General features: G+C 60.0%; 24 protein-coding genes and 1 riboswitch. Of the genes, 11 read left to right on the forward strand and 13 right to left on the reverse strand.

The features are described from left to right. The first annotated feature begins 16 nt into the window (after window positions 1-16). The 7 genes from UB90_RS02000 to cobF all read left to right on the forward strand — a co-directional run bounded on the left by UB90_RS02000 (window position 17) and on the right by cobF (window position 5,055). The gene (locus tag UB90_RS02000; RefSeq protein ID WP_110613660.1) at window positions 17-1,333 is read left to right on the forward strand and encodes a cobyrinate a,c-diamide synthase; all 1,317 of its coding nucleotides are present in this window, start codon (window positions 17-19) and stop codon (window positions 1,331-1,333) included. Further along, a complete protein-coding gene (cobA, locus tag UB90_RS02005) occupies window positions 1,330-2,067 on the forward strand; it encodes a uroporphyrinogen-III C-methyltransferase (RefSeq protein ID WP_065326418.1) in 738 nt (245 codons plus the stop codon). Before UB90_RS02000 ends, cobA begins: the two co-directional genes overlap by 4 nt. Further along, window positions 2,064-2,432 carry a DUF1636 family protein gene (locus UB90_RS02010; protein ID WP_065326417.1) on the forward strand — a complete coding sequence of 123 codons (369 nt, stop codon included), beginning with the start codon at window positions 2,064-2,066 and terminating at the stop codon, window positions 2,430-2,432. The genes cobA and UB90_RS02010 overlap by 4 nt, the downstream gene beginning before the upstream one ends. Window positions 2,433-2,493: 61 nt before the next feature. Then, window positions 2,494-2,704, forward strand: a riboswitch (cobalamin riboswitch). A gap of 39 nt (window positions 2,705-2,743) precedes the next feature. Next, window positions 2,744-2,914 carry a CbtB domain-containing protein gene (locus UB90_RS22405; RefSeq protein WP_005625666.1) on the forward strand — a complete coding sequence of 57 codons (171 nt, stop codon included), beginning with the start codon at window positions 2,744-2,746 and terminating at the stop codon, window positions 2,912-2,914. 4 nt (window positions 2,915-2,918) lie between these two features. Beyond that, on the forward strand, window positions 2,919-3,617 hold the full coding sequence (locus UB90_RS02015) for a CbtA family protein (protein ID WP_065326416.1): 699 nt from the start codon (window positions 2,919-2,921) through the stop codon (window positions 3,615-3,617). A 110-nt stretch (window positions 3,618-3,727) separates the two neighbouring features. Continuing rightward, window positions 3,728-4,219 (forward strand): hypothetical protein, encoded by a 492-nt coding sequence (locus UB90_RS02020; RefSeq protein WP_065326415.1) that lies wholly within the window; start codon window positions 3,728-3,730, stop codon window positions 4,217-4,219. A gap of 71 nt (window positions 4,220-4,290) precedes the next feature. Further along, window positions 4,291-5,055, forward strand: coding sequence for a precorrin-6A synthase (deacetylating) (gene cobF / locus UB90_RS02025; RefSeq protein WP_065326414.1), 765 nt, complete (start codon window positions 4,291-4,293; stop codon window positions 5,053-5,055). A 173-nt stretch (window positions 5,056-5,228) separates the two neighbouring features. Here cobF and UB90_RS02030 read toward each other — a convergent pair whose 3' ends face one another. After that, window positions 5,229-5,516 (reverse strand): winged helix-turn-helix transcriptional regulator, encoded by a 288-nt coding sequence (locus tag UB90_RS02030; protein WP_211267728.1) that lies wholly within the window; start codon window positions 5,514-5,516, stop codon window positions 5,229-5,231. Window positions 5,517-5,665: 149 nt separating this feature from the next. On the opposite strand from UB90_RS02030, the gene UB90_RS02035 reads away from it, so the two are divergent. Continuing rightward, window positions 5,666-6,538: a DMT family transporter gene (locus UB90_RS02035; RefSeq protein ID WP_065326413.1), complete on the forward strand. Its 873-nt coding sequence runs from the start codon at window positions 5,666-5,668 to the stop codon at window positions 6,536-6,538. Between the two features lie 48 nt (window positions 6,539-6,586). On the opposite strand, the gene kynU is transcribed toward UB90_RS02035, so the two are convergent. Then, complete coding sequence (gene kynU, locus UB90_RS02040; protein WP_065326412.1) at window positions 6,587-7,777, reverse strand: kynureninase; 1,191 nt, start codon at window positions 7,775-7,777, stop codon at window positions 6,587-6,589. Between the two features lies 1 nt (window position 7,778). Beyond that, complete coding sequence (locus UB90_RS02045) at window positions 7,779-8,618, reverse strand: tryptophan 2,3-dioxygenase (RefSeq protein ID WP_065326411.1); 840 nt, start codon at window positions 8,616-8,618, stop codon at window positions 7,779-7,781. 285 nt (window positions 8,619-8,903) lie between these two features. Here UB90_RS02045 and UB90_RS02050 point away from each other — a divergent pair, with 285 nt between their 5' ends. Both UB90_RS02050 and UB90_RS02055 read left to right on the forward strand, forming a co-directional pair. Continuing rightward, window positions 8,904-11,378, forward strand: coding sequence for a CheR family methyltransferase (locus UB90_RS02050; RefSeq protein WP_065326410.1), 2,475 nt, complete (start codon window positions 8,904-8,906; stop codon window positions 11,376-11,378). Window positions 11,379-11,815: 437 nt separating this feature from the next. Further along, on the forward strand, window positions 11,816-12,448 hold the full coding sequence (locus UB90_RS02055; protein WP_227512141.1) for a hypothetical protein: 633 nt from the start codon (window positions 11,816-11,818) through the stop codon (window positions 12,446-12,448). Window positions 12,449-12,490: 42 nt separating this feature from the next. Here UB90_RS02055 and UB90_RS02060 read toward each other — a convergent pair whose 3' ends face one another. Then, the gene (locus tag UB90_RS02060; RefSeq protein WP_065326532.1) at window positions 12,491-14,845 is read right to left on the reverse strand and encodes a putative bifunctional diguanylate cyclase/phosphodiesterase; all 2,355 of its coding nucleotides are present in this window, start codon (window positions 14,843-14,845) and stop codon (window positions 12,491-12,493) included. 210 nt (window positions 14,846-15,055) lie between these two features. On the opposite strand from UB90_RS02060, the gene UB90_RS02065 reads away from it, so the two are divergent. Continuing rightward, on the forward strand, window positions 15,056-16,054 hold the full coding sequence (locus UB90_RS02065; RefSeq protein WP_065326408.1) for an NADPH:quinone reductase: 999 nt from the start codon (window positions 15,056-15,058) through the stop codon (window positions 16,052-16,054). 127 nt (window positions 16,055-16,181) lie between these two features. On the opposite strand, the gene UB90_RS02070 is transcribed toward UB90_RS02065, so the two are convergent. From UB90_RS02070 to UB90_RS02110, 9 genes are read right to left on the reverse strand one after another with little or no spacing between them, the layout of a single operon-like run. Then, the gene (locus UB90_RS02070; RefSeq protein WP_065326407.1) at window positions 16,182-16,577 is read right to left on the reverse strand and encodes a RidA family protein; all 396 of its coding nucleotides are present in this window, start codon (window positions 16,575-16,577) and stop codon (window positions 16,182-16,184) included. Continuing rightward, complete coding sequence (locus tag UB90_RS02075) at window positions 16,574-16,978, reverse strand: acyl-CoA thioesterase (protein ID WP_065326406.1); 405 nt, start codon at window positions 16,976-16,978, stop codon at window positions 16,574-16,576. Before UB90_RS02075 ends, UB90_RS02070 begins: the two co-directional genes overlap by 4 nt. A 3-nt stretch (window positions 16,979-16,981) precedes the next feature. Further along, the gene (locus tag UB90_RS02080; protein WP_065326405.1) at window positions 16,982-17,668 is read right to left on the reverse strand and encodes an ABC transporter ATP-binding protein; all 687 of its coding nucleotides are present in this window, start codon (window positions 17,666-17,668) and stop codon (window positions 16,982-16,984) included. Further along, window positions 17,665-18,414, reverse strand: a complete 750-nt coding sequence (locus tag UB90_RS02085) for an ABC transporter ATP-binding protein (protein WP_065326404.1) — start codon at window positions 18,412-18,414, stop codon at window positions 17,665-17,667. The genes UB90_RS02080 and UB90_RS02085 overlap by 4 nt, the downstream gene beginning before the upstream one ends. Further along, entirely contained in the window at window positions 18,407-19,390 is a 984-nt protein-coding gene (locus tag UB90_RS02090; protein ID WP_065326403.1) for a branched-chain amino acid ABC transporter permease, read from the reverse strand. Before UB90_RS02090 ends, UB90_RS02085 begins: the two co-directional genes overlap by 8 nt. After that, window positions 19,387-20,307 (reverse strand): branched-chain amino acid ABC transporter permease, encoded by a 921-nt coding sequence (locus UB90_RS02095; RefSeq protein ID WP_065326402.1) that lies wholly within the window; start codon window positions 20,305-20,307, stop codon window positions 19,387-19,389. Before UB90_RS02095 ends, UB90_RS02090 begins: the two co-directional genes overlap by 4 nt. A 57-nt stretch (window positions 20,308-20,364) precedes the next feature. Beyond that, the gene (locus UB90_RS02100; RefSeq protein WP_065326401.1) at window positions 20,365-21,495 is read right to left on the reverse strand and encodes an ABC transporter substrate-binding protein; all 1,131 of its coding nucleotides are present in this window, start codon (window positions 21,493-21,495) and stop codon (window positions 20,365-20,367) included. Between the two features lie 38 nt (window positions 21,496-21,533). Then, a complete protein-coding gene (locus tag UB90_RS02105; protein ID WP_065326400.1) occupies window positions 21,534-23,147 on the reverse strand; it encodes an AMP-binding protein in 1,614 nt (537 codons plus the stop codon). Further along, window positions 23,144-24,301, reverse strand: a complete 1,158-nt coding sequence (locus UB90_RS02110; RefSeq protein ID WP_065326399.1) for an acyl-CoA dehydrogenase family protein — start codon at window positions 24,299-24,301, stop codon at window positions 23,144-23,146. The genes UB90_RS02105 and UB90_RS02110 overlap by 4 nt, the downstream gene beginning before the upstream one ends. Window positions 24,302-24,330: the final 29 nt, after the last annotated feature.

Here is a 24,330-nt window from a genome sequence, read left to right on the forward strand (position 1 = left end):
ATGAGGACTGGCACATATGACCCATTTCCCCAAAGGCCTGATGATCTCCGCGCCCTCCTCCGGCACCGGCAAGACCACCGTCATGCTGGGGCTGCTGCGCGCGCTCAAGGACGATGGGCTGACCGTGCAGCCCTTCAAGAGCGGACCGGATTATATCGACCCTGCGTTTCACTTTGCCGCCGCCGGGCGGGCGTCCTTCAACCTTGACACATGGGCGATGGACGACACGCTGCTCGATGCTGTCACCACCCAAGCCCAAGGCGCTGATATCTGCGTCGGCGAGGGGTCGATGGGCCTCTTTGACGGGGTCGCCACGCGCGGCCAGTCGGGATTTGGCTCCTCGGCAGAGACCGCGCTCAGAATGGGCTGGCCGGTGGTGCTGGTGATCGACGTGGGCGGACAGGCACAATCCGCCGCCGCCACCGCGCTGGGGTTCAAGATGTACAACCCCGATCTGCCCTTTGCGGGCGTGATCCTGAACCGGGTGGCCAGCCCCCGGCACGAGCGGCTCACCCGGCTCGGGATGGAGCGCGCAGGCGTCAAGGTGCTTGGCTCCCTGCCCCGGCGCGGGGATCTGACCCTGCCCGAACGCCACCTTGGCCTTATTCAGGCGGTGGAGCACCCGGACCTTGAGGCCGCGATTGCGGGCTATGCCGCCTTTTTGCGCGAAAACGTCGATCTCGACGCGATCCGTACGGTGGCCAGCACCGCTGCTGCACCTACGCCGCGCGCCCTGCCTCGCCCGCCTGCGCAGCGCATCGCATTGGCGCGCGATGCGGCGTTTTCCTTTACCTACCCGCATCTCTTGGAAGGCTGGCGTGCCGCCGGGGCCGAGATCCTGCCGTTTTCGCCCCTGAAGGATGAAGCCCCCGCCACTGACGCCGATCTGGTCTGGCTACCCGGCGGCTACCCGGAGCTGCATGGTGCCACGCTTGCCGCTGCCGAAAACTGGCGCAAAGGCATGACAAGACATGCTGAGACCAAACCCGTGCATGGCGAGTGCGGCGGCTATATGGCGCTGGGGGAGGCCCTAATCGACAAAGACGGCACCCGGCACCAGATGGCGGGGCTCTTGGGGCTGGTCACATCATACGAGAAGCGCAAATTCCACCTCGGCTATCGCCGTGCGGAGTTGCAAGCGCCGATGCCGGGCTTTGGCAGCGGTGCCTATTTGCGCGGGCATGAGTTCCATTACTCGACCATTCTGGATGAGCCCGACGCACCGCTGGCGCGTGTCATGGACGCTGACGGCAATCCGGTCCCCGAAACCGGATCGATCAAGGGCCATGTCACCGGAACCTTTTTCCACCTGATCACCGGAGAGCACGCATGAGCGGATTTGTCAGCTTTGTCTCCTCCGGGCCGGGTGATCCGGACCTGCTGACGGTAAAGGCCGTGAAACGTCTGGAGGCGGCGGATGCGGTGTTGTTTGACGACCTGTCCTCAGGCCCGATCTTGTCGCATGCGCGCGAGGATGCGGATCTGGTGGGCGTGGGCAAACGCGCAGGTCGCCCCTCGCCCAAGCAGGACCACGTGAGCCAGCTTCTGGTGGATTATGCCCAATCCGGGGCCCATGTGGTGCGGCTGAAATCCGGGGATTCCGGCGTATTTGGCCGCCTTGAGGAAGAGATGATCGCACTGCGCACTGCTGGCATCAAATATGAGATCATCCCCGGCGTCACCGCAGCCTCTGCCGCCGCCGCCGCTGCGGGAATTCCGCTGACCCGGCGGCTGACCGCGCGCCGGCTGCAGTTCATCACCGGCCATGACGTGACAGGCGGCCTGCCCGATCACATGAACCTTGCGGCCCTTGCCGACCCCGAGGCAACCACCGTGGTCTATATGGGCAAGCGCACCTTTGCGGCGCTGCTGTCCCTTTTGTTGGGGGCCGGCCTGCCGCAGGACACGCCTGCGCTGGTGGCGCTTGGGGTCTCGACGCCCGCGCAAGAGCTGCACCGGGTGACGGTGGCCACCCTGCCCGAGCTGTTGGAGGCGATCACATCGCCTGCGCCGGTGCTGATCCTATATGGGCCACTGGCAGAAGAAGACGCCCCCGCCCCGGCATGACACAGCCCATGATCTCGCTCTGCCGTACCTGCCGCGACGCAGACCCTACGCTGCCCGACCAACTGGCGGCGGCGCTGCGCACGGCGGGGCTTGTGGCAGAGGTGCAGGAGGTTGATTGCATGTCAGGCTGTGCCCGTCCGCAGACCCTCGCCGTGCGCCAAAGCGGCAAGACCGCTTATCTCTTTGGCGAGATCACCACGGCGGACCTACCAGATATCATCACCTTTTTGCGGCTCTATGACGCCAGCGCCGACGGCACGCTGAGCGATGCGCGCCCATTGGGCGATCTGCGTTTCAAGGCGATCGCACGCATCCCTGCGGCCGTAAGCCAGACCGCAACGCCACCCGCTCAATCGCAGGGCTAGATGACGGGAACGCGCGCCGCAAAGGCGGTTTCATGCTTGACCGATCAGACCCCGACACCGCAATATCACCGCTATACGGTGTCCCAGAGCGCTCAGCGCCGGGACTGAAACGGGAATGAGGAACGGCGGACCCAATCGCGGCGCCCGAGCCTCAACCGCCCCCGCGACTGTGAGCGGAGAGCGACATTCAGCATCCACTGGCCCCGCGCCGGGAAGGAGAATGATCGCCGCGACCCGCAAGTCAGGAGACCGGCCGTATCAAACGAGGACAGTTAATGTGCCGTCGGGTGTGACGGTACGGAGGACGAATAATGACGACCAAGACGATCAAATCGACCGCCTCTGCCGGCAGCATCATCCCGGTGCTCTTTGCCGTGGTTCTGGGGCTGGGGATCATCACCGTGACGGGCCATGTGCAGGCCTCGACCCTGCATGATGCGGCGCATGACGTGCGCCACGCCACCGGCTTCCCCTGCCACTAAGCAGATGTTTGGACGCATCCTGACCAGCGCGCTGTTCGCTGGTGCTGCAGCGGGGCTGATTGCCGCCCTTCTGCAGCTTTTCTTCGTGCAACCTGTGCTGTTGCATGCGGAGCTATATGAATCCGGCGAGCTGGTGCATTTTGGCGGTGAGGCCGTTTCCGCCCGCCCCGATTTGCCCGGCCTGTTTGATGAACCGATGCGCAATCTGCTCAGCATTCTGTTCACCATGCTGACCTACACTGGCTATGCGCTGGTGATGGTGGCCTTGATGTCTCAGGCCGAGCGGCAGGGCCATGAGATCACCGCCCGGCATGGAATCATCTGGGGGCTTGCGGGCTTTGTCACGTTTCACTTCGCTCCCGGTCTGACACTGGCGCCAGAAGTACCCGGCGTCGCTGCCGCAGATGTGGGCGCGCGGCAGGTCTGGTGGGTCGCCACCGTCGCCAGTGCAGGGGTTGCCATGTGGCTGATCGCCTTCGGCGGCAATCTGGTGGCTTATGTGATCGCCGCATTGTTGCTGATGGCTCCGCATGTGATTGGCGCGCCAGAGCCTGATAGCTTTACCGGTCCGGTGCCCACTGAAATTGGGGCGCTTTTTGCAGCACGCGCCTTTGGGATTGGCATGGCGGCATGGGTCTTGCTTGGGGCGTTCTGTGCCTATTTCTGGCAGTCGGAGACCGCACACGCAGAGGCCACCGCATAAGCTGACGCCTTTATGCCCCCGCCGCTGCAACAGATGTCGCGGCGGGGGTTTTAACACAGGGCGGCCCCTTCGCCGTTCTCACGAGAGTCCCTCTAACATATTGAGATCACATGTCCCGTTCGCTTGCGCTTTTTGCCATTGGCCTTGTTTTTGGGGGTGGTATCGGTTTTGTTACCGCTGCCGGAAATGGTGTGGCCTTTGAAGGTCACGACCATAGTAATCCCGCGCATCATGGCGACGCCACCGGGATGATGGCGCACGATCACTCTGCCATGGTGAACACTCCCGCGGGTGACGACGCCCCAAGGGTCGAAATCAGCGTTACGCCCGATGCAATGTCAGGTTGGAATTTGCAGGTGGAAACGCAAAATTTCCGCTTTGCCCCAGAACATGCCTCAGGCGCGGATCAGCTCGGCGAGGGCCACGCCCATGTCTATGTAAACGATGAGAAAATTGCGCGGCTCTATGGCGCATGGATGCATATCCCTGCCCTTCCCGAAGGCGGCGCAGAGGTCAAAGTCTCGCTCAACTCCAACAGCCACGGCATTGTCGCGGTCGATGGCGTCCCGGTCGAGGCGACACTCTGGGTCGGCGGTCGGTAACCCTGCCCTCTTGACCTCTCTCCCAGAGGCCCCCATTGCGGTCAGACCACTAGAACGAACGGAGAGCGCCCATGCTCCAGCTTTGCCTGATCGGGATCGGCACCGGCAACCCCAAGCATCTGACGCAGGAGGCAGTCGAGGCGATCCGCGCGCAGGATCTGATTCTGATCCCCCATAAGGGCGCTGGCAAAGACGATCTTGCAGGCCTGAGGCAAGCAATCTGTGCAGAGGTGCTGACCGGGGTGGCGCATCCGCCTAAGATTGTTGAGTTTGACCTGCCCGTGCGCGATCCGGCCACAGCAGACTATCGCCAGCGCGTGGACAACTGGCACGATGCTATCGCGGAGGTCTGGCAGGCTACGCTGGCGGCACATCTGCCCGAGGGCGGGCAGGCAGGGTTTCTGGTCTGGGGCGATCCATCGCTCTATGACAGCACCATGCGTATCGCCGAGCGCCTGAAGACGCGGATGGAAATGCAGATGCGAGTGATCCCCGGCATCACCTCAATTCAAGCGCTGACAGCCGCGCATGGCGTACCGCTCAATCACATCGGCGCCCCGGTGCAGATCACCACAGGTCGCCGCCTGCGTGATACGGGCTGGCCTATGGGCTGCGACACGCTGGTGATTATGCTGGATGGCGAATGTTCCTTTCAGAGCATTGCGGCTCCCGAACGCGTGATGATCCACTGGTCCGCCTATGCGGGTATGGCCAATGAGATCAATATCGCGGGGCGGTTGTCTGAGGTGCAGGAAGAGATCCTCGCCACCCGCGCCCGTGCCCGCGCGGAACATGGCTGGATCATGGATATCTACCTACTGGAACGCTTAGGCTGACCACTGGCTGCCCTTATCACCGGCAATGCATAACATCGGCTCGGGTGGGCTCCCGTTGGGCGTGGCGCCGGACCCCAAGGGGAGACTTGCGTCAGCAAGGGTCTGCGCGGGGGCGGGAGGGCCACCCTGCCTGCAGCATGCCCTCAGCATTTCCACATCTCTATGGTCCGCAATCACCTCTCTTGCTGTTGCGCTGACAACGCCCTTGCCCAAGCCTCAGACCATGCGCCAAATGGGTGCAGCAGCTGATACAAGTCCTTTCCCATAGCCGTCAGGCCATAGCCTGCATCATCGCGCGTGACCAAACCGCTCTGAGACAACTCCTTGATTCTCTTGTTCAACACCGTTGGCGAAACCTGTTCGCAGCGATCCTGAAGCTGACGAAATGTCATTGGTCCGGACGACAATTGCCAAATAATCCCCAGCGCCCAGCTGCGTCCCATCAGGTCAAAAAGAGCCATGATGGGCTTGCCGGTTTTTGACCCCCGAACGGGGCTGCCGGGTTTGGGTACCCCTGCTGACATGACACGTCCCTTCCTTCGAATCATTGCTACAATTTATGTAGTGAACCAATGCTACTAAAATAGTAGCGCCCAACTGGAGTCCTGTCATGATCCTCCTTCCCATTCTCGCAGCCTTGGGCGCATCGGCTGGCTGGGCGACCGGCGTCGTATTGGCGCATGGTCCAGCCCACCAACTGGGCGCGTTTGAGTTCACCCGCATTCAGCTGATCGCCTGCTCCGCCATTCTCGCTGGTCTGTGCAGCGGACTGGGGTATTGGAGCACTGTTGCATGGGCGTATTGGCCCGTCTTTGGCATGAGCATCTGTATCGGCATCGTCCTAGGCAATCTGGCAATGATCGAATGTCTGCGCAGAGGGGGACCAAGACGCACCAAGCTGTTGCTGTCCCTCAAAGCGCCCCTTGTTGCGGGGATGGCCCTTATCTGGCTCGGTGAAACCCCGAGCGCTGCAGATCTGCTCGGAGCGGGATTCACACTCTGCGGTGTGGGACTTGCGGTGGGGTTCGGCGGCAAGGAGAGGGCCGCCACAGAGGCAATAGACGGAACCCTCTGGACGGTCGTAGTGCTGGGTCTCGCAGCGACAGCCTGTCAGGGGTTCGGCTTTCTGGTAATGAAACCGGCGATGCTTGCGGCCTCTGCGATCCGGCTGCTGGGGGCTGCGTTCGTGATCTCAATTGTCGCACTCTGGCCAAGACGCAGGCACGCGGCACATCCAGACATGACGCCGGCCCTGCTGGGGCGCACGATCTTGCCGGGCTTTATCGGGTATGGCGTATCATCAACCCTGCTGCTTTATGCGTTTGCCAATTTCGACGCAGGCGTTGCTGCGGTGCTGGGGTCACTATCGCCCGTGCTGGTACTGCCTATTCTCTGGCTCAAGGACGGAACAAGACCACACCCGACCGCCATCATCGGTGCAGGGCTTGCGGTCGCGGGGACCGCCATAATCGTTCTGTGCTGAGGTGCCCGGCTGCCCCTCGTCGAGACCGCAGCCGGGCGCGCGCCGGATTTACGTCACCCGCGAGCGCACTTGGTATTTGGGGTCTTTCCAGCTCTCGCTCTTCATCACGTCCTCAAGGATCTCTGCGGCGCGCACGACATCCGCCTGATCCAGATAGAGCGGCGTGAAACCAAAGCGCATAATGTTGGGCGCGCGGAAATCACCGATCACGCCACGATCAATCAGCGCCTGCACCACCGCGTAGCCGTCCGCAAAAGCAAAGGACACTTGCGAGCCGCGCACATCTGCATCGCGCGGGGAGGCAAGGGTCAGATCCGGGCAACGGGCCTCGACTTCTGAGATGAAGGTCTCGCAAAGCGCCACAGACGCGCCGCGGATTTCCTCCATGGAGACCCCCTCCCAGACATCCAATGCGGTGTCGAGAATCGACAGTTGCACAATGGGAGGCGTGCCAACGCGCAGGCGCTCGGTTGTCATGGCGGGACGGTAGTCGGGTTCCATCGCAAAGGGTGCGTCATGACCAAGCCAGCCCGAGAGCGCAGGCTCCACCTCCAGAACGATGTCGGGGCGGGCATAGATAAAGGCAGGCGCGCCGGGACCGCCGTTGAAATACTTGTAGGTACAGCCCACCGCGAACTCTGCATTACAGGCCGTCAGATCCACCGGCAAAGCGCCCGCGCTATGGGCCAGATCCCAGATCATCACCGCACCGTTTTGATGCGCGCGCGCCGTGATATCCACCATGTCGTGGCGGCGGCCGGAACGATAATCCACCTCCGTCAGCATCACCACAGCCACATCGTCAGTGATCGCATCGGCGACCTCTTCGGGGGCGACGGTGCGCAGCTCATAATCCTTGCCGATGGTCGAAATCAGCCCCTGCGCCATATAGAGGTCGGTCGGAAAGTTGCCAGTGTCCGACAGGATCACCGGGCGTTCGGGACGCATTTTCAGCGCCGCCGCAAGAGCCTGATAGACTTTGATCGAGAGCGTATCGCCTGTGGCCACGCTGCCCGGTGCGGCCCCGATAAAGCCTGCAATCCGGTCGCCCACTTTTTGCGGCAGGGCCATCCAGTCAGCTGTATTCCACGCCTTAATGAGCTGGGTGCCCCATTCCTGCGTGAGGGTTTTGACAGCCCGCTCCGCTGCGCCCTTGGGCAGGGGGCCGAGTGAGTTTCCGTCGAGGTAGATCATGCCCTCTGGGATGTCGAAGAGGTGTTTTTTGGGCAGGTTGGTCATGTCAGAGATCGCCTCTCAGGGTCCAAAGTTCGGGGAAGAGCTCAACGCTCAGCATGCGGCGCAGATATTGCACACCGGACGTGCCGCCGGTGCCGCGTTTAAAACCGATCACACGTTCCACCGTGGTCACATGGTTGAAACGCCAGCGGCGGAAATAGTCCTCAAGATCCACTAGCTTTTCGGCCAGCTCGTAGAGCGTCCAATAGGTGTCGATGTCATTATACACTTTGAGCCAGCGCGCCTGAATATCGTCATCAAGGGCATGCGGCGCATCCAGCACCGGCGCGGGCAGATGATTGGTGTGGCCATCCACGGTCTGGAACAGGTAGCGATTTACCTCATCATAGAAACTGGGGCGGGCCAGTTCTGCGCTCAACATCGCGTGGACCTCTGGCACATGTTCATGCGGGCGCAGCATGTTCGGGTTGCGATTGCCCAACACATATTCAATCAGCCGGTATTGATGGGACTGGAAGCCCGAGGATGGCCCCAAAGCCTCGCGAAAGCGGGTGTAATCCGCCGGGGTCATGGTGCGCAGAACGTCCCAGGCGCTGTTCAACTGTTCAAAGATCCGGCTCACACGGGCGAGCATCTTGAACATTTCGGCGGTCTGGCCCTGTTGCAGGGCGGTGCGGGCGGCTTGCAATTCATGCAGCGCAAGCTTCATCCACAATTCGCTGGTCTGGTGCTGGATGATAAAGAGCATCTCGTCATGGGCATCGCTCTTGCAATGCTGCTGATCCAGAAGCGCATCCAGATGCAGGTAATCGCCATAAGACATCGCATCGGCAAAGCCCATCTTTGCCCCCTCTTGTCCGGGATTATAGGCTGAATCGCTCATGATGGACCTCTCGTGCAATATGCGGGCGGCCCTCTCGGAGGGCTGCATGGGCCAGACGGTATTGCGCCATCGCCAGTGACGCAAGGGAAAAGCTTTAAGCTTAAAAGATGCCGCGTCATCGCCTGCATCTGACCGCAGGCGATGACGCCTCAACTCTGGAATATCGTTAAATAATCTGAAACAACCCTGAGAAGACCCCAAAGCGGATAGCAATTCCCATGACAGCGTCATACTGTCAGCCCGTGGCATCGTTACTTCGCAATGCCAAGTTCAGGAGAGAGGCGTATGGCCAAGGCAGAGCTGCCAGTGATCATTGGAATAGCGGCATCCGCAGGTGGCTTGGAAGCAACCACGTCGCTGGTGAAGAATCTCCCCGCGAAGGCCAATGCCAGCTATGTGGTGGCGCAGCATATGTCGCCCACTCACAAGAGCCTGTTGTGGTCGCTGATCGGGCGCGAGACCGAACTGCCGGTCATCGAACTGAAGAACGAAGACCTCACCCCACAGCCCGACACCATCTACATCGCGCCGCCCAATTTCGATGTCATCATGGACAACGGAAAAATTGGCCTGCGAGAACCCAGCGGCCACCCCGGCACGCCCAAACCACTGGCCGATCGTCTGTTCAAAAGCCTCGCGGATGAATGCGGCGAGCGTTGCGTGGGGATTGTCCTGTCTGGCACTGGCAGCGATGGCAGCTACGGCATCCGCGCCATTCGCGAAGCGGGCGGCGTGACCATTGCCCAAGAGGCCGGCACCGCGAAATACGAGGGCATGCCGTCTTCGGCCATTCACACCGGTTGCATCGATCTGACCATGTCACCGGATATGATCGGGCAGCAGCTCACCGGGATTTTGGCGAGCCCGCGTGATTTTGCAGAACTCAAGAGCTTTACCGGCAATCCCAGCAAGCTGCTCGATCTCTATCATATTCTTCTGGCGCGGACCGGGGTGGACTTTCGTGAATATAAGGAAACCACCATCAACCGGCGCATTGCCCGCAGAATGGTTGCGCAGGATATCGACGTCTATGACGATTACGTAGAATTCTGTCGTGAGACACCATCAGAGGTGGATGCGCTCTATAAAGACATGATGATCTCGGTCACGCGCTTTTTCCGCGATCAATCCCAGTTCAACCAGCTCACCAAGGTCATCCAGACCATGGTTAACGAAAATCAGGATCGTCAGCTCCGGGTGTGGGTCGCAGGCAGTGCCACCGGCGAAGAAGCCTATTCCCTCGCCATTCTCTTTGCAGAGGCTATGGGCGGGTTGGAAGCGATCCGCAAAGAGCGCATCCAGATATTTGCAACCGACATCGACACCCAAGCACTGGAGGTGGCACGCCGCGGGGTTTACCCGCTCTCTGCTGCCAATGACGTGCCACGCCACTATGTGGATGACTATCTGCACATCAGTGGCGACACGCTGGAAGTCGACAAACACCTGCGCGCGGTGGTGCTGTTTTCCCGGCACAACATCATTCAGGACCCGCCCTTCATCAACATGGATATGATCAGCCTGCGCAATCTGCTGATCTATTTTGGCTCCTCGCTGCAGGAAAAAGTCCTGTCGCGGATGGCCTATGCCTTGGTGCCCAATGGCAAGCTGTTTCTTGGGTCGTCCGAGACCGTGGGGGCCATGCATGGGCATTTTGAAACCCAGTCCCTACCCGACAAGATCTATTCCAAACGCGGGCTGCGCCAAAGCGTTCAGGCGACGGCGAATTTCCTGCCGCTGACGACCCTGCATCGCGGCACGCAGACACAAACCCGCAACTCATCGAATACCCAGACGTTCGATATGTTCGAAACCCTGATCCGGATTTTGGCTCCAAACGGATTTATCGCCACCCGCGATAATGTCATCATTCGCATCATCGGTGATATTTCCGACGTCACCGAACTGAATGAAAACAGCGCCTTACTGAGGCTTTCGACCAAGATCCTCAAATCCGATCTGCGCCCGGAAGCCGGCAGCCTCATCACCCTGTGCCTGCGCAGCCAAACCGCGCGTTCTGGTCGTTGGTACAACATCAAGGGACCCGATTTCGATCAACTGCGGCTGACCTGCTACCCCCTGTTGATGGATGGTGACGGAGAGGACCACGTCCTGTTCTCGGTCGAAAAGCGCGAAGCACAGCCGCGAAATCTAACCTCTGAGGACATGACCAACCGCGACCGGATGGTCTATGTGCGCCAAATCGAGGATGAAATCGCCTCGACCCGCGAAGCATTGCAACAAACGATCGAAGAGCTGCAGACCTCGAACGAGGAGCTGCAATCGGTCAACGAGGAAATGCAGGCCACCAACGAGGAACTGCAGGCCACCAATGAGGAATTGGAGACCTCCAACGAAGAGTTGCAGGCCACCAACGAAGAACTGATCACCGTCAATGAAGAGATGCAGATCAACTCCACCGAGTTGCAGCAGCTCTCTATTGAGTTGGCCGCCATCCTGGAGGCGACCCCCTACCCGACATTGGTGGTCGACCCCGCTTTGCAAATCCGGCACGGCTCGGACGCAGCGATCCGCTATTTTGGCCTTTCGGAATTGCCACAGAGTGGCACCCATGTCAGCGCCTGCGTGGACGCGAATGGGATGCCCCATCTGGTGCCCAAAGTGGCCGAGTGTTTCCGCCATCGTGAAAGCGAAACGCTGGAGTTCGATGATGGCAATGGGACCAAAACCCTTACGTTTACGCCGATTTTCAAAGGGATCACGCAGGACATCATCGGCGTCATCGTGACCGTTCTCTAGGCGCAGGGTTGAGGCGTTAGCTCTTTCGTCGAATCGCCAACCTCTCCCTTCCAAGCGTTGCGCAGCATGGCACGCGCTGCGACTCAGCCATGCGCGGCAGAAAACACGCGTTGTGCTGAAAATTCGTGCCCTCGCGCATAATGGCGAGGGGGCGTTTCACAAAAAGCAATTGGCTCAAGCCAAGCTGTCAATAAAGCATCATTAATTTAATTACACCCAGCACTGGCAGGGAATAGCGGCACGATTATTCCATTCTGTCTAGTCTTGTATTAACAAACGCAACCTTTAGGGTATTAATATCGCGCTTTTTAAATCTGATGGTGATCCCCGTGTATGAGGTAAGTGAATACGCCGGCAATATGCTGACAGTAGAAATTCGTGAATCGGCAGGGGGTAGAGATCAAACCGTTGCAGCGGTTTCCCTACATTCAGACCAATTGAAAAACACACTGCATTTTTCAGGACGGCGCAGTATTGCAGATGTTTTTCACCCGGATTTTGCTGACTACCTTCAAAACCTTATCGCCCGCGCGATTGATGCACCGATGGTGCTGACAGATCCCGATGTCATCCAGTCCTTTGGCGGCGCAGTGGTGGCGCGGATGCGCATGCTGGTCAACAAAGCGATGGATGGAGGACGCCACATCACCGTCCGTTTCACCTATTTCATCGGGGCGATGTCACGGCTGTTTCAACGGGACGAGTTTGGTCACCATATGCCGCTGCCACACCGCGAACGCGCTGCTGTGCAAGCGCTCGACAGCATTTGCACTCCACTCGCAAATATCGCGACGCATCTCGATCGCATCTTGGAAAACCGCAGTGCAACTGAATCCGTGCGCTCGCGTCTGCGCAAGATCGAGGATGAAACCGTCGAATTGAAGTTCTACACCGAGTTGCTGCGCCGCTACGTGGATGATTGCGCCCGCGACCGCGCCAGTGATGAGGACGAGCATCTGCTCACCGCAGAAGAAGGTCGGCTCAGCACCGCGATCGAGGAGGTGGAGCGCATGATGCACGACAAAAACCCGTCCTCCACCGCGCGACCAACCGCAGCGATAGAACCCTAGTCACAGGGCGAGATCTGGTGGCCAGAGGTCTGTGGAACAGCCCTACCCTTCACTCTCGACGCGTGCCCAATCTCTATCCAGACGCATCAGGTTTTGCTTTAGCGCTTCAAAACTACGCGGCTTTGAGAAATAAAACCCTTGCAGAATATCGCAGCCAATTTCGCCAAGAGTTTTTGCTTTTTCGATAGTATCGACCCCTTCGGCGATGATCTTCACATCCAATGTATGCGCCAGATCCACAACCGAGGCTACCATACGCTCCGCCCGTTCACTTTTACCAAGTGGGAAAATAATATTTCTGTCTATTTTCAAGGCATCAGGTTCGATATTCAAAACACCATTGATAGAGGCATGTCCCGAGCCAAAATCATCCACGTCGATCTGAAAACCCATATCTTTTAGCGCATCAATACAGAAAATAAGCGCTTCGCCCTCATCTTCGCAGGAAATAGATTCCAGAATTTCAAATGCAAAATTCTCGCGATGATCGGGGATGCGGGCGCGAACGCTCTCGATAAAACTGGGCTGCATGATGCGTGGCGCACTGACATTAAAGGCCACGCGCGGCACAAGGATGCCCTCTGCCCGCAGGCTGTTCATCTGCGCCACGGCGGTGTCGAAAATGCAGCCGTCCAATTCCGCCTCAAGCCCCAGCTGCTTTGCGATGCCGAGGAATTTGTCCGGTGTCAGCACCCCAAGGTCAGGATGTTCCCAACGTGCCAGCACCTCAACCCCTGCCAATTGCCAACTGCGGGCGTCATGTTGCGTGTGATAATATGGCGTAATTTCACCCTGCTCGATCGCATAGGGCAAACGGTCCGACAGGGCGCGCTCTTCCAGCGCTTGCGCCCGCATTTCCGGGGTGAACACCTCCACCGCGGCACGCCCCGACGCTTTGGCGCGGTAGAGCGCGGCATCGGCATTGCTCAGGAGTTCACTGGCGCTGATCGTGCCCGGCTCCCCATGGGCTACACCAAAACTGGCACCGAAGTTGCAGCGTTTATTGCCCCATGCCACCGGCTGCAGCACGGCCTCCAGCACCCGCTGCGCCAGGGTTTCAGCCTGCCGCAGCGTGGTGCCAGACCGGCATAGAACGACAAATTCATCGCCGCCCACCCGCGCAGGAACATCACCCGCTTTGGTATGCGCGCGGAGCACATCAGCCACATGGCAGAGCACATAATCCCCGGCTTCATGCCCAAGGATATCATTGATTTTCTTGAACCGATCCAGATCGATACGCACCAGCGCCACGGACTCGGTTTCCAGTCTGCGTGCCAGCTCACGGTCCAGATGACGACGGTTTGGCAACTGCGTGAGCGGGTCGCTGAGGGATTGCTGCTCCAGCCGGTCCTTTGCTTCTTGCAGGGCCTCGGCCGCACAGCGTTGCTCGCGCTCGTTGCGCACCAATTCCGTGATGCAGGTGCGTGTCACAACCTTGTCGCCAAAATCGGTCTCGTTGACACGAGAAATAATGTGACGGTCGCCAGAAAGCTCCAGCTGGGTTTCCGTGCGATAATCATGGCTCAGGACGCGCTGATTATAATTATTGACGTAGTCCTGCGGCGACATCCCGTTGAGCGCATAATGCCCAGCCGCCACCGCATCTGCGAGGATTTCCGGCAAGGTCATACCGGGGATCACCTTTTCAGGACAGCTGTGGCTAAGTTCGCGGTACGTATCGTTACAGGTCAACAGGCGGTTTTCCTCGTCAAAGATGGCAAAGCCATCCTTTGACGCCCCCATCGCAGCCGTCACGCGCTGTGACATCCGGTTCAACTGGCGCGCCTGATCGCTGTGCAGATGCCACGCCCGCGCCATCTGACGCGCGAGAAACACAAAGAACATCACCAGACAGAGGCTGATCAGCGCGGTGCCGCCTTTGACCACGCGCACCAGACGTTCTTCCACCTGATCGACATACGGCCTAAACGAAAGGCTCAATTCCTGCAGGCGCTTAACACCATCCGTGAGCTTTACGTTGAGGGCAAACGGGCTGCTTGATCCTTCGGTGGTGGCGGTTTCGCCTCGCATCATCGACAGCAGCAACTCATCCGTGTGGATCGCCCCAGCGAGCCCTTTTTCACAAATTTCAAACGCCGGCGCGGCTCCCAGCAACCGAAAGCCCTGACGCTCGATGCCGGAGAGATTGTTGATACACCAACGCGCCTGCTCACTTGCAGATTCCAAAATGCCGTGCAGCTCGCGGGCAGGTTCCTGACCAAGCGCCGGGTTTTGTTGCAAAATTTCGAGCGACCGATGCATCAGCCCCAGATGCACCAAGTTTCGCGCGCGGTATTCGCTCGCCAGTGTCAGGTAGCGATAGCCCAGAAAGGACACACCAACCTGCAATGCCAAAATCAGCGCGAAAAACACAAGCGCCTGTCTCAGGCTCATCAAACTGGTCTCCCCGACCGCAACCATTCCCACATCGCTCTGACAGTAAGGCTATTTGTTTTCGGAAAACCTAATGTGCGGCAGAGATTAATGTCGTGGTTAATGCAGTATTTTCATACTGGTGCAAGCTGTCCGGGAACGCGCTTGCCTTTACCGTGCTTTTCAGGGCTCATACGCCGCGAAACCACTGAGCAGACGACAGGAGCGAGCATGAAAGCAGTTTTCAACACCGCACGCGGCACCGCGCGGGACACTTTGGTGCTGAAGGAAACCGACACCCCTGCCCCCGGTCCCGGAGAGGTTTTGGTCGCCATGCGTGCCTCCGGGGTGAACCCATCTGATGTGAAGCTGCGCTCTGGCGCGCAGGGGCCAATGATTGCGGATCAGGTCTTGGTCCATAACGATGGTGCAGGTGTCATCGAGGCGGTTGGCGACGGCGTCGGCCCTGCGCGGATCGGCCAGCGCGTCTGGCTCTATAATGTGAACCGTTCCGTTGACGGCTTGGGTCAGGGGCCACTGGGTACGGCTGCGCAATACGCCATTGTGCCCGCGCATCTGGCGGTAGAGCTACCGGAAGCGGCCAGTTTTGAGGCGGGCGCCTGCATTGGCGTGCCTGCCATGACCGCGCATCGCGCGTTGATGTGGGCCGGGGCGGTCGCAGGCAAAACTGTACTGGTGACCGGCGGTGCCGGCGCGGTCGGCCACAGCGCCATTCAGATCGCCAAAGCCAAGGGCGCGCGGGTGATTGCCACCGTTTCCTCTGAGGCCAAGGCCGAGATCGCGCGCGAGGCGGGCGCGGATGAGGTGCTGAACTACAAGAACGCGCCCTTGGCCGATCAGTTGACGCAGTTGCTGGGTGCAGGCGGCATCGATCATGTGGTTGACGTGGATATTGCCGCACATATGAAGATCTATCCGCAGATCCTAAAGCTCAATGGCTCAGTCGGGGCCTATGCGTCGGCCAGTGACCTGACGCCCGCCCTGCCTTTCTATCCGCTGGCGTTCCGCAACATCCAGATACAGCCGGTCTTTGTGTATTCCATGAGCGACGCGGCCAAGGCTGAGGCCATCGCCGACATCAACGCGCTTTTGTCGGCTGGGCAGCTTGCCCCGCGCATTGATCGCAGCTTTGCCCTTGAGGACATCGCCGCCGCGCATGAAGCGGTTGAGGCGGGTACTTTGGTCGGCAATGCCATCCTGAAGATCTGATCAACGCGTTCGTCGTAGAACCAGATCGCTAGACGGGCCGTGTAAACAAAAAGGAGCCCCGTATCATCGCAGGATCATCACGGGGCCCCTTTTGATATCGTCTCAGTCCGTTCACCTGAGGATGGGATCAGCTGATATGCGCGGTGGCCTCGATCTCGACCAGCGCGCGATCCTCCACCAGCCCCGCAACGATCAGCATCGACATGGCGGGAAAATGCTTGCCAAAAACCTCACGGTAGGCAGCGCCCACTTCGGCCTGATGGGCGAGGTATTCTTGTTTGTCGATAACGAACCACGTCAGCCGGGTCACGTCCGCGGGCTTACCCCCGGCAGCCTCAACAATGGCGCGGATGTTTTTCAACGCCTGCCGCATCTGGCCAACGAAATCATCCGATACAAATTCCTTGTTCTCGTCCCAGCCGATCTGGCCGCCAATATGCAGCACGCCGTCATGGGTCAGCATGCCATTGGCATAGCCTTTGGCCGGAGCCCAACCTTCGGGGTGAATGGTTTGGTGGGTCATGTCTGCCCTTTCATGTCTTTCTCAATTTTCGTTCTAATTGATGCAGGCCACGGCGCGGGGCGTCCCTGCGCGTTGATATGCACCAAGGTCGTCTCTGTCGCAAAACGCAGCTCTTCGCCGCAGGTTGCGGTCATATCATAGGCAAGCGAGGTCTTCCCGATCCGCGTGACCACAAGGCGCAGCACCAGGTGATCACCGTGACGGCTGGGGGCGGAAAACCGCGTTTGGATATTGGCGGTGGGCACGCCCGCTGTTTGATGCATGTCCTCAAACGGCCAGCCCAGAACATCGGCAAACCAGCTCTCGACGCAGTCGTTCATCATCTCGAAATAGCGCGGAAAAAAGACAATCCCCGCCGGGTCGCAATGTTTGAACAGCACTTTCTGTGGCATCTCATACATGGCTCATACCCCCACGTAACGCTCTGAAATCTCTGGGGTCAGGGCCGCCATGGTCCCACTCCAGACGGTCTTGCCTCGCTCCAGCACCACCGCACGATCACAGACCTGTTCCAGTTCCGCCAAAGTCTTGTCGATCACCAGGATCGCCATATCGGTGTCTGCTTTGAGCCGGTTGATCGCCGCCCAGATTTCCTGACGGATGATGGGCGCAAGCCCCTCTGTCGCCTCATCCAGAATGAGCAGGCGCGGGTTGGTCATCAGGGCACGGCCGATCGCCAGCATCTGCTGCTCACCGCCCGAAAGCGACGCTGAAAGCTGGCTCTGGCGTTCACCCAGACGCGGGAACAGCTGCGTGACGCGGCCCATGTCCCAGTCACCAAGGCGGCTGGTGGCAAGAAGGTTCTCCGCCACCGTAAGATCGCGAAAACAGCGCCGCCCTTCTGGCACCAGACCAAGGCCCAGACGCGCGGCCTTATGACTTGGCAGCGCGTGCAGGTTCTGGCCCGCAAACTCCAGCGTGCCGCCCGCGGCGATCATGCGGCAGATCGCTTTGACGGTGGTGGATTTGCCCATGCCGTTGCGGCCCATAAGCGCCACCACCTCGCCCGGATTGATATCGAGATCGACACCAAAGAGCGCCTGACTCACGCCGTAGGATGCCGTGAGGGATTTGACGGACAACAGGCTCATGCGCTTTCTCCCAGATAGGCTTCGCGCACGCGCGGATCGCTGCGGATCTGGTCGACGCTGCCGGTGGCGATGACCTCGCCGTAGACCAGCACGCTGATCCGGTCCGCGAGCGCAAAGACCGCGTCCATGTCATGTTCCACCAAAAGGATCGGAGCCTCTTGGCGCAGACTATCAAGGAAACCGGTGAGGTTCTTGGACCCCTCTGCGCCAAGGCCCGCCATGGGTTCATCCATCACAAAGGCCTTGGGCTCCAGCGTGAGGGCCACGGCAACCTCCAACTGGCGGCGTTGCCCATGGCTCAGGTCGGCGCAGCGCTTGGTCTTGTGGTCGGCAAGACCAACCCGTTCCAGCGCCGCTTCGGCACGGGCACGTAAAGACCTGTCACCAAGGGCCGCCGACCAGAACCGCCACGGCCTGCCGCTGGCGCCCATGGCGCCGAGGGTGGCGTTCTCCAGCACCGTGTCTTCCATCGCCAAAGCCGAGATCTGAAAGGTCCGCCCCAGACCGGCCCGCGCCCGCTGGTCGGTGCTGAGGGTGGTCACATCCTGACCCATCAGCTCTACGCGACCTGCATCCGGCGCAAGCGAGCCACAGATCTGGCCGATCAGCGTGGATTTACCCGCCCCATTGGGGCCGATGATGGCGTGGATTTCGCCGGGGCGCAGATCAATCGAGATATCATTGCTGGCCTTCAGCGCGCCGAAGGATTTGGTGATGCCATATGTGGCGAGGATTGTCTCAGTCATGGGTCGCCTCCTTGCCGGCCACCAGACCGGTGATGCCACCGCGCGCAAAGAGCACGACCGCCAGAAGGATCAGCCCAAGGAAGATATGCCAGAACTCGGTGATGCCGCCGAGGAAATGTTCCAGCGCCACAAAGGTCACAGCCCCCGCAACAGGCCCAAACAATCGCCCCACCCCGCCGAGGATCACAAGGATCATGATCTCACCCGAGAACTGCCAGCTGAACATCGTCGGGCTGACAAAACGGTTGAGATCAGCAAAGAGCGCGCCAGCCAGACCGGTGATGACACCGGAAATCACAAAGGCCACCAGTTTCAGGCGCATCGGGTCCATACCCACGGCCTCAACCCGCGCAGGCACCTGACGCGCCGCATTCAGCGCCAGACCAAAGGGCGAGCGACGCAGGCGGGCGGAAAAAACCAGCACCACCACAAGGATCGCAAGACACAGCCCGTAGAACTGGATCGGGGCCAATGTGTTGAGACCCGGAAAATCGTTGCGGACATAGATCGACATGCCGTCTTCGCCGCCATAGGTGCTCCAGGAGATGGCGAAGTAGTAAAACATCTGACCAAAGGCGAGCGTGATCATGATGAAATAGGCCCCGGTGGTGCGCAGGCTCAGGATGCCGATGACCAATGCTACAAGGGCCGAGACGACAATGGCCAGAAGCCAGATCAACGGCATGAACTTGGTGCCCTCAATCAGGAAAGGCCATTCCATCAGCGGGGTGTAGCTTTGGGCGTGATGGGCAAGGATGCCCATGGCGTAGCCGCCAATCCCAAAAAACACCGCGTGGCCAAGGCTCACCAGACCGCCGATGCCCAGCGCGATGTTCAGGCCAGCTGCAGCAAGGGCAAGGATCACCGCACGGGTCGCCAGTGTGATCGTAAAGGGTTCATCCGTCATCACCGCCCATGCAGGCACGGCAATGAGACCCAGCAGCAGGGCTGCGTTAAAGAGTGTTTCTCGGCTCATGCGCGCGCTCCGAACAGGCCAGAGGGACGCCAGATCAGCACAAGGCTCATCAGGATGTAGATCGACATCGAGGCAATCGACGATCCGGCAGAGGTGGCGGGGGCCGCGTCCATAAAGAGTTTGAGCACTTCGGGCAGGAAGATCCCGACCAATGTGTCCGTAAGCCCCACCAGCAATGCGCCGATAAACGCGCCCTTGATGGACCCGATCCCACCGATGACGATCACCACAAAGGCAAGGATCAGCACCGGCTCACCCATGCCCACCTGCACCGACTGGATCGCGCCCACCAAGGCGCCTGCGAGACCAGCCAAGGCCGCCCCCAGCGCAAAGACCAGCGTGTAGAGTTTTGAGATATCGACGCCCAGCGCCGCAATCATCTCGCGGTCGTTTTCGCCCGCGCGGATCTGGATGCCGATACGGGTACGCTCAATCAAAAGCCACAGGCCAAACGCCACCAGCAATCCCACGCCAATCAGCGCCAAACGATACAAAGGATACTGGATGCCGCCGGGCAAGGTCACCGGCCCCGACAAGGCATCGGGAATGTCCAGAAACAGCGGAAAAGAGCCAAAGACCCAGCGTGTGCCCTCAGAAAAGATCAAGATCAGTGCGAACGTCGCCAAGACCTGATCGAGATGGTCACTGTCATAAAGCCTGCGGATCACCGCGACCTCGATCACAGCCCCCGCAAGAGCTGCCGCCGCAAGGGCCGCGATCAGTGCCAGCACAAACGACCCGGTGACACCCGCCACAGCCGCCGCCGCAAAGGCCCCAACCATATAGAGCGAGCCATGGGCGAGGTTGATAAGCCCCATGACGCCAAAGATCAGCGTCAGCCCTGCCGCCATGAGAAAGAGCATGACGCCGGATTGCAGCCCGTTCAGCACCTGCTCGATGATAAGTATCGTGGACATATGTCTTCTTTCAGGTGTGTCCCGGCCCGCAGATTCTGCAGGCCGGGCGCGCCTCACTTACATCTTGCACTCGTCCACATAGGCGTTTGCATGATCCTCAAGAGCGGTGCCGACGATCTTGTTGGTAAAGACGTCGCCTTCCTTGATGACCTCACGCACATAGACGTTCTGGATCGGGTGATTGTTGGCGGCAAAGGAGAACTCCCCCCGCACAGAGGCAAAATCCGCCTCCTTCAGGGCCGCAGCAAAGGCCGCGTCATCATTCACATCCGCCTTGTCGATGGCCGACAACAGCAGGTTCGCAGTGTCATAGCCCTGCGCCGCGTAGATCGACGGCAGGCGGTCGTATTTCTGCTGGAAGGCCGCGACAAAGGCCGCGTTGGCCTCATTGTCCAGATCCTTTGACCATGTGGAGGAGTTCTTGACCCCCACAGCCGCCTCGCCCACCGCTTGCAGGATCCCCTGATCAAAGCTGAAGGCCGGGCCAACCACGGGCAGATCGACGCCGCTGTCGGCATATTGCTTCAGGAAGGAAATCCCCATGCCACCGGGCAGGAAGAAGAACACGCTGTCCGCACCAGACGCGCGGATCTGGGCGATTTCAGCCGCGTAATCTGTCTGCCCCAGCTTGGTGTAGACCTCACCCGCCAGATCGCCCTCGTAGAACCGTTTAAACCCGGTGAGGCTGTCGATACCTGCCGGATAATTCGGCGCGAGGATGAAGGTGTTCTTGAACCCGGCTTGGGTTGCATATGCACCCGCACCTTCATGGAGGTTATCGTTCTGATACGACACCGAGAAATAGTTAGGGTTGCAGCCCTTGCCCGCCAGTTGCGCAGGCGCGGCGTTGGTTGAGAGGTAAAACAACCCTTGCGCGGTGGTGGCAGGCACCACGGCCATGGCGAGGTTTGACCAGACGATCCCGGTCAGCACGTCGACTTTTTCTGATTGGATCATCTTATCCGCAAGCTGCACCGCGATATCGGGCTTGCGCTGATCGTCCTCGATGATCACCTTGACATCATTACGGTTGGCCTCTTCCATCGCCAGCATGAACCCGTCGCGCGTGTCGATACCGAGGCTCGCACCGCCGCCCGAAAGCGTGGTGATCATCCCGACTTTGACATCCGCCATCGCTCCGCCCGCGGCCAGCGCCGCGGCCGCTGTGGCCAACATTAGCTTCTTCATGATCAAACTCCCTGTTTGTGGTTGGTTTGTTTTATTATTCAACGAAGCCGAAACCGCTGGATCTTGCCGGTCTGCGTCTTGGGCAAACTTTCGGCAAAGATGATGCTGCGGGGATATTTGTAGGGGGCGATGGTCGCCTTCACATGGGTCTGCAAGACTTTGATGAGCGTGTCTGAGGGCACAAATTCTGCATTCAGCACCACATGGGCCTGCACAATATGACCGCGCTCCTCATCGGGGGCACCGATCACTGCGCATTCAGAGACGGCCTCATGCGCCAGCAAAGCCGCCTCCACCTCGGGGCCTGCGATATTGTAGCCCGCCGAGACGATCATATCGTCGTTGCGGGCGGCAAAGTGGAAATAGCCACCCGCGTCGCGGATAAAACTGTCGCCGGTGATGTTCCAGCCATCGGTAACATACCCGGCCTGACGGTCGTCGTTCAGATAGCGGCACCCGGTCGGCCCACGCACCGCAAGGCGGCCAACTTCGCCATCAGGCACAGTGTTGCCTTCGTCATCGACCACCTTGGCCTCATAGCCCCCCACGGGTTTGCCGGTACAGGCCGGGCGGTGGTCGTCAAAGCGGTTGGAGATAAAGATATGCAACATCTCGGTTGCGCCGATCCCATCCAGCATCGGCTTACCGGTCTTGGCCATCCAATCGTCATAGACGGGTTTGGGCAGGGTCTCCCCGGCGGAGACGGCAGCACGCAGGCTGCTGAGATCCGCCCCCTCTTCCATTGCGGCAAGCATCACCCGATAGGCGGTCGGCGCGGTAAAGCACACGGTCGCGCGGTATTTCTCGATGATCTCGATCATATTGGGCGGGGTGGCCTGTTCCAAAAGCGTCGCGGTTGCCCCGAACCGTAGCGGGAAAATCGCCAATCCGCCAAGCCCGAAGGTAAAGGCAAGTGGCGGAGAGCCAACAAAAATATCCTCAGGCACCACATTGAGCACATCGCGCGCATAGCCATCGGCAATGATCAATAGATCGCGGTGGAAATGCATGGTGGCCTTGGGCTCTCCGGTCGACCCGGAGGTGAACCCCAAAAGCGCCACATCATCGCGCCCGGTCGGCACCGCCTCAAAGCGCACCGGCTTTTCCAGCGCCAGCCTGTCGAGTTCGGCGTCGTGGTTGGAGGTCCCGTCAAAGCCGACGACGCGCTCAAGCACGTCACACTCTGCCGCGCAGGTCTCCATCTCCTCCATGAGCCGGGTATCGCAGAGGGCAAATTGGATCTGTGCCTTGTCGACGTATTTCTTTAGCTCTGCGGCGCGCAACATCGGCATGGTGTTGACCACAACCGCGCCCGCCTTGGTGGCGGCCAGCCAGCAGGCCACCATCGCCGGATTATTGGCGGACCGGATCAGGATGCGGTTGCCGGGTTTGACGCCCAGATCCTCCACCAGCGCATGCGCCAGCCGGTTGGTCCAGTCGGCAAGCTCCTTATAGGTGCGCTGCCGCCCGTTGCCGATCAGGGCAGTACGGTCGCCAAAGCCCCGCTCCACCATGGCGTCTGTCAGCTCGACGCCCGCGTTCAGATGATCCGGGTAGTCAAACCCATCCATCAGGAAATTCGGCCATTGTTCCAGCGGCGGCAGCGCGTCGCGGGTGAATGTGTCGGTATGTGCGGTTGCGCCCAGTTTCATGACTTGCCCTCCATCGCCATCATGGCTTGCCGCGCGATCACCACGCGCTGCACGTCACTGGCCCCTTCATAAATCCGCAAGGCTCTGATTTCGCGATAGAGTTTTTCGACCATCGCACCAGAGCGCACGCCCTCCCCGCCAAAGAGCTGCACCGCCTTGTCGATCACAACCTGCGCCGCTTCGGTCGAGAACAGCTTAGCCATCGCCGCCTCGCGCGTGACACGCGCAGCACCGCTATCCTTGGTCCATGCGGCGCGGTAGACCAACAGGGCCGCCGCATCCACATCCAGCGCCATATCGGCGATATGCCCCTGCACCATCTGCAAATCAAAGAGCGGCGCACCCTGCACGTGACGCTCTGTGACACGTTGCAAGGCCTCGTCCAATGCGCGGCGCGCAAAGCCCAGCGCCGCCGCCGCCACCGTGGAGCGGAACACATCCAGTACCGACATGGCGATACGAAACCCCTGCCCCGGCGCGCCGATCATGGCGCTTGCGGGGACACGCACATCGGTGAAGCGCAAGGTTGCCAGCGGATGCGGCGCGATGGTCTCCAGCCGCTCCACCACCTCAAATCCGTCCAGATCCGGCGTCACAATAAAGGCCGAGAGCCCCTTGGCGCCCGGTTCCTCTCCGGTGCGAGCAAACAACGTGTAGACATCGGCGATCCCTCCGTTGGAGATCCAGGTCTTTTCACCATTCAGCACAAAGTCATCGCCATCGCGCACCGCCGTCATGGTAGAGTTCGCCACATCCGACCCCGATTGCGGCTCCGTCAGCGCAAAGGCGGCAATCGCCGCACCGCTGCGGGTTTTGGGCAGCCACGCCGCCTTCTGCGCATCGGTCCCAAACAGCGAAATCGCCCCGGTGCCAAGCCCCTGCATGGCAAAGGCAAAATCCGCCAGCCCATCGTGGCGGGCGAGGATCTCACGCGACAGACACAGCCTGCGCACATCAAGGCGCTCGCCGCCCTCTCCCTCGCCCGTGGGCCGCAAAACACCTGCCGCGCCAAGGTCGGCCACCAGCTTGCGACAGGCTGCATCGGTGTCGCTGTGATCAATCACCAACCCGGAGGTCACCGCCTCGACCTGCGCCGCCCAGTCGCGGTGCTCTTGGTCAAAAAAGGGCCAATTCAGAAAACTCTGGTCCGCCACGTTATCTTCCCCGTTGTTTTCATCTTCTT

The sequence above is a fragment of the Tritonibacter mobilis genome (genome assembly GCF_001681715.1).
In the GTDB taxonomy this organism is placed as follows: domain Bacteria; phylum Pseudomonadota; class Alphaproteobacteria; order Rhodobacterales; family Rhodobacteraceae; genus Epibacterium; species Epibacterium mobile.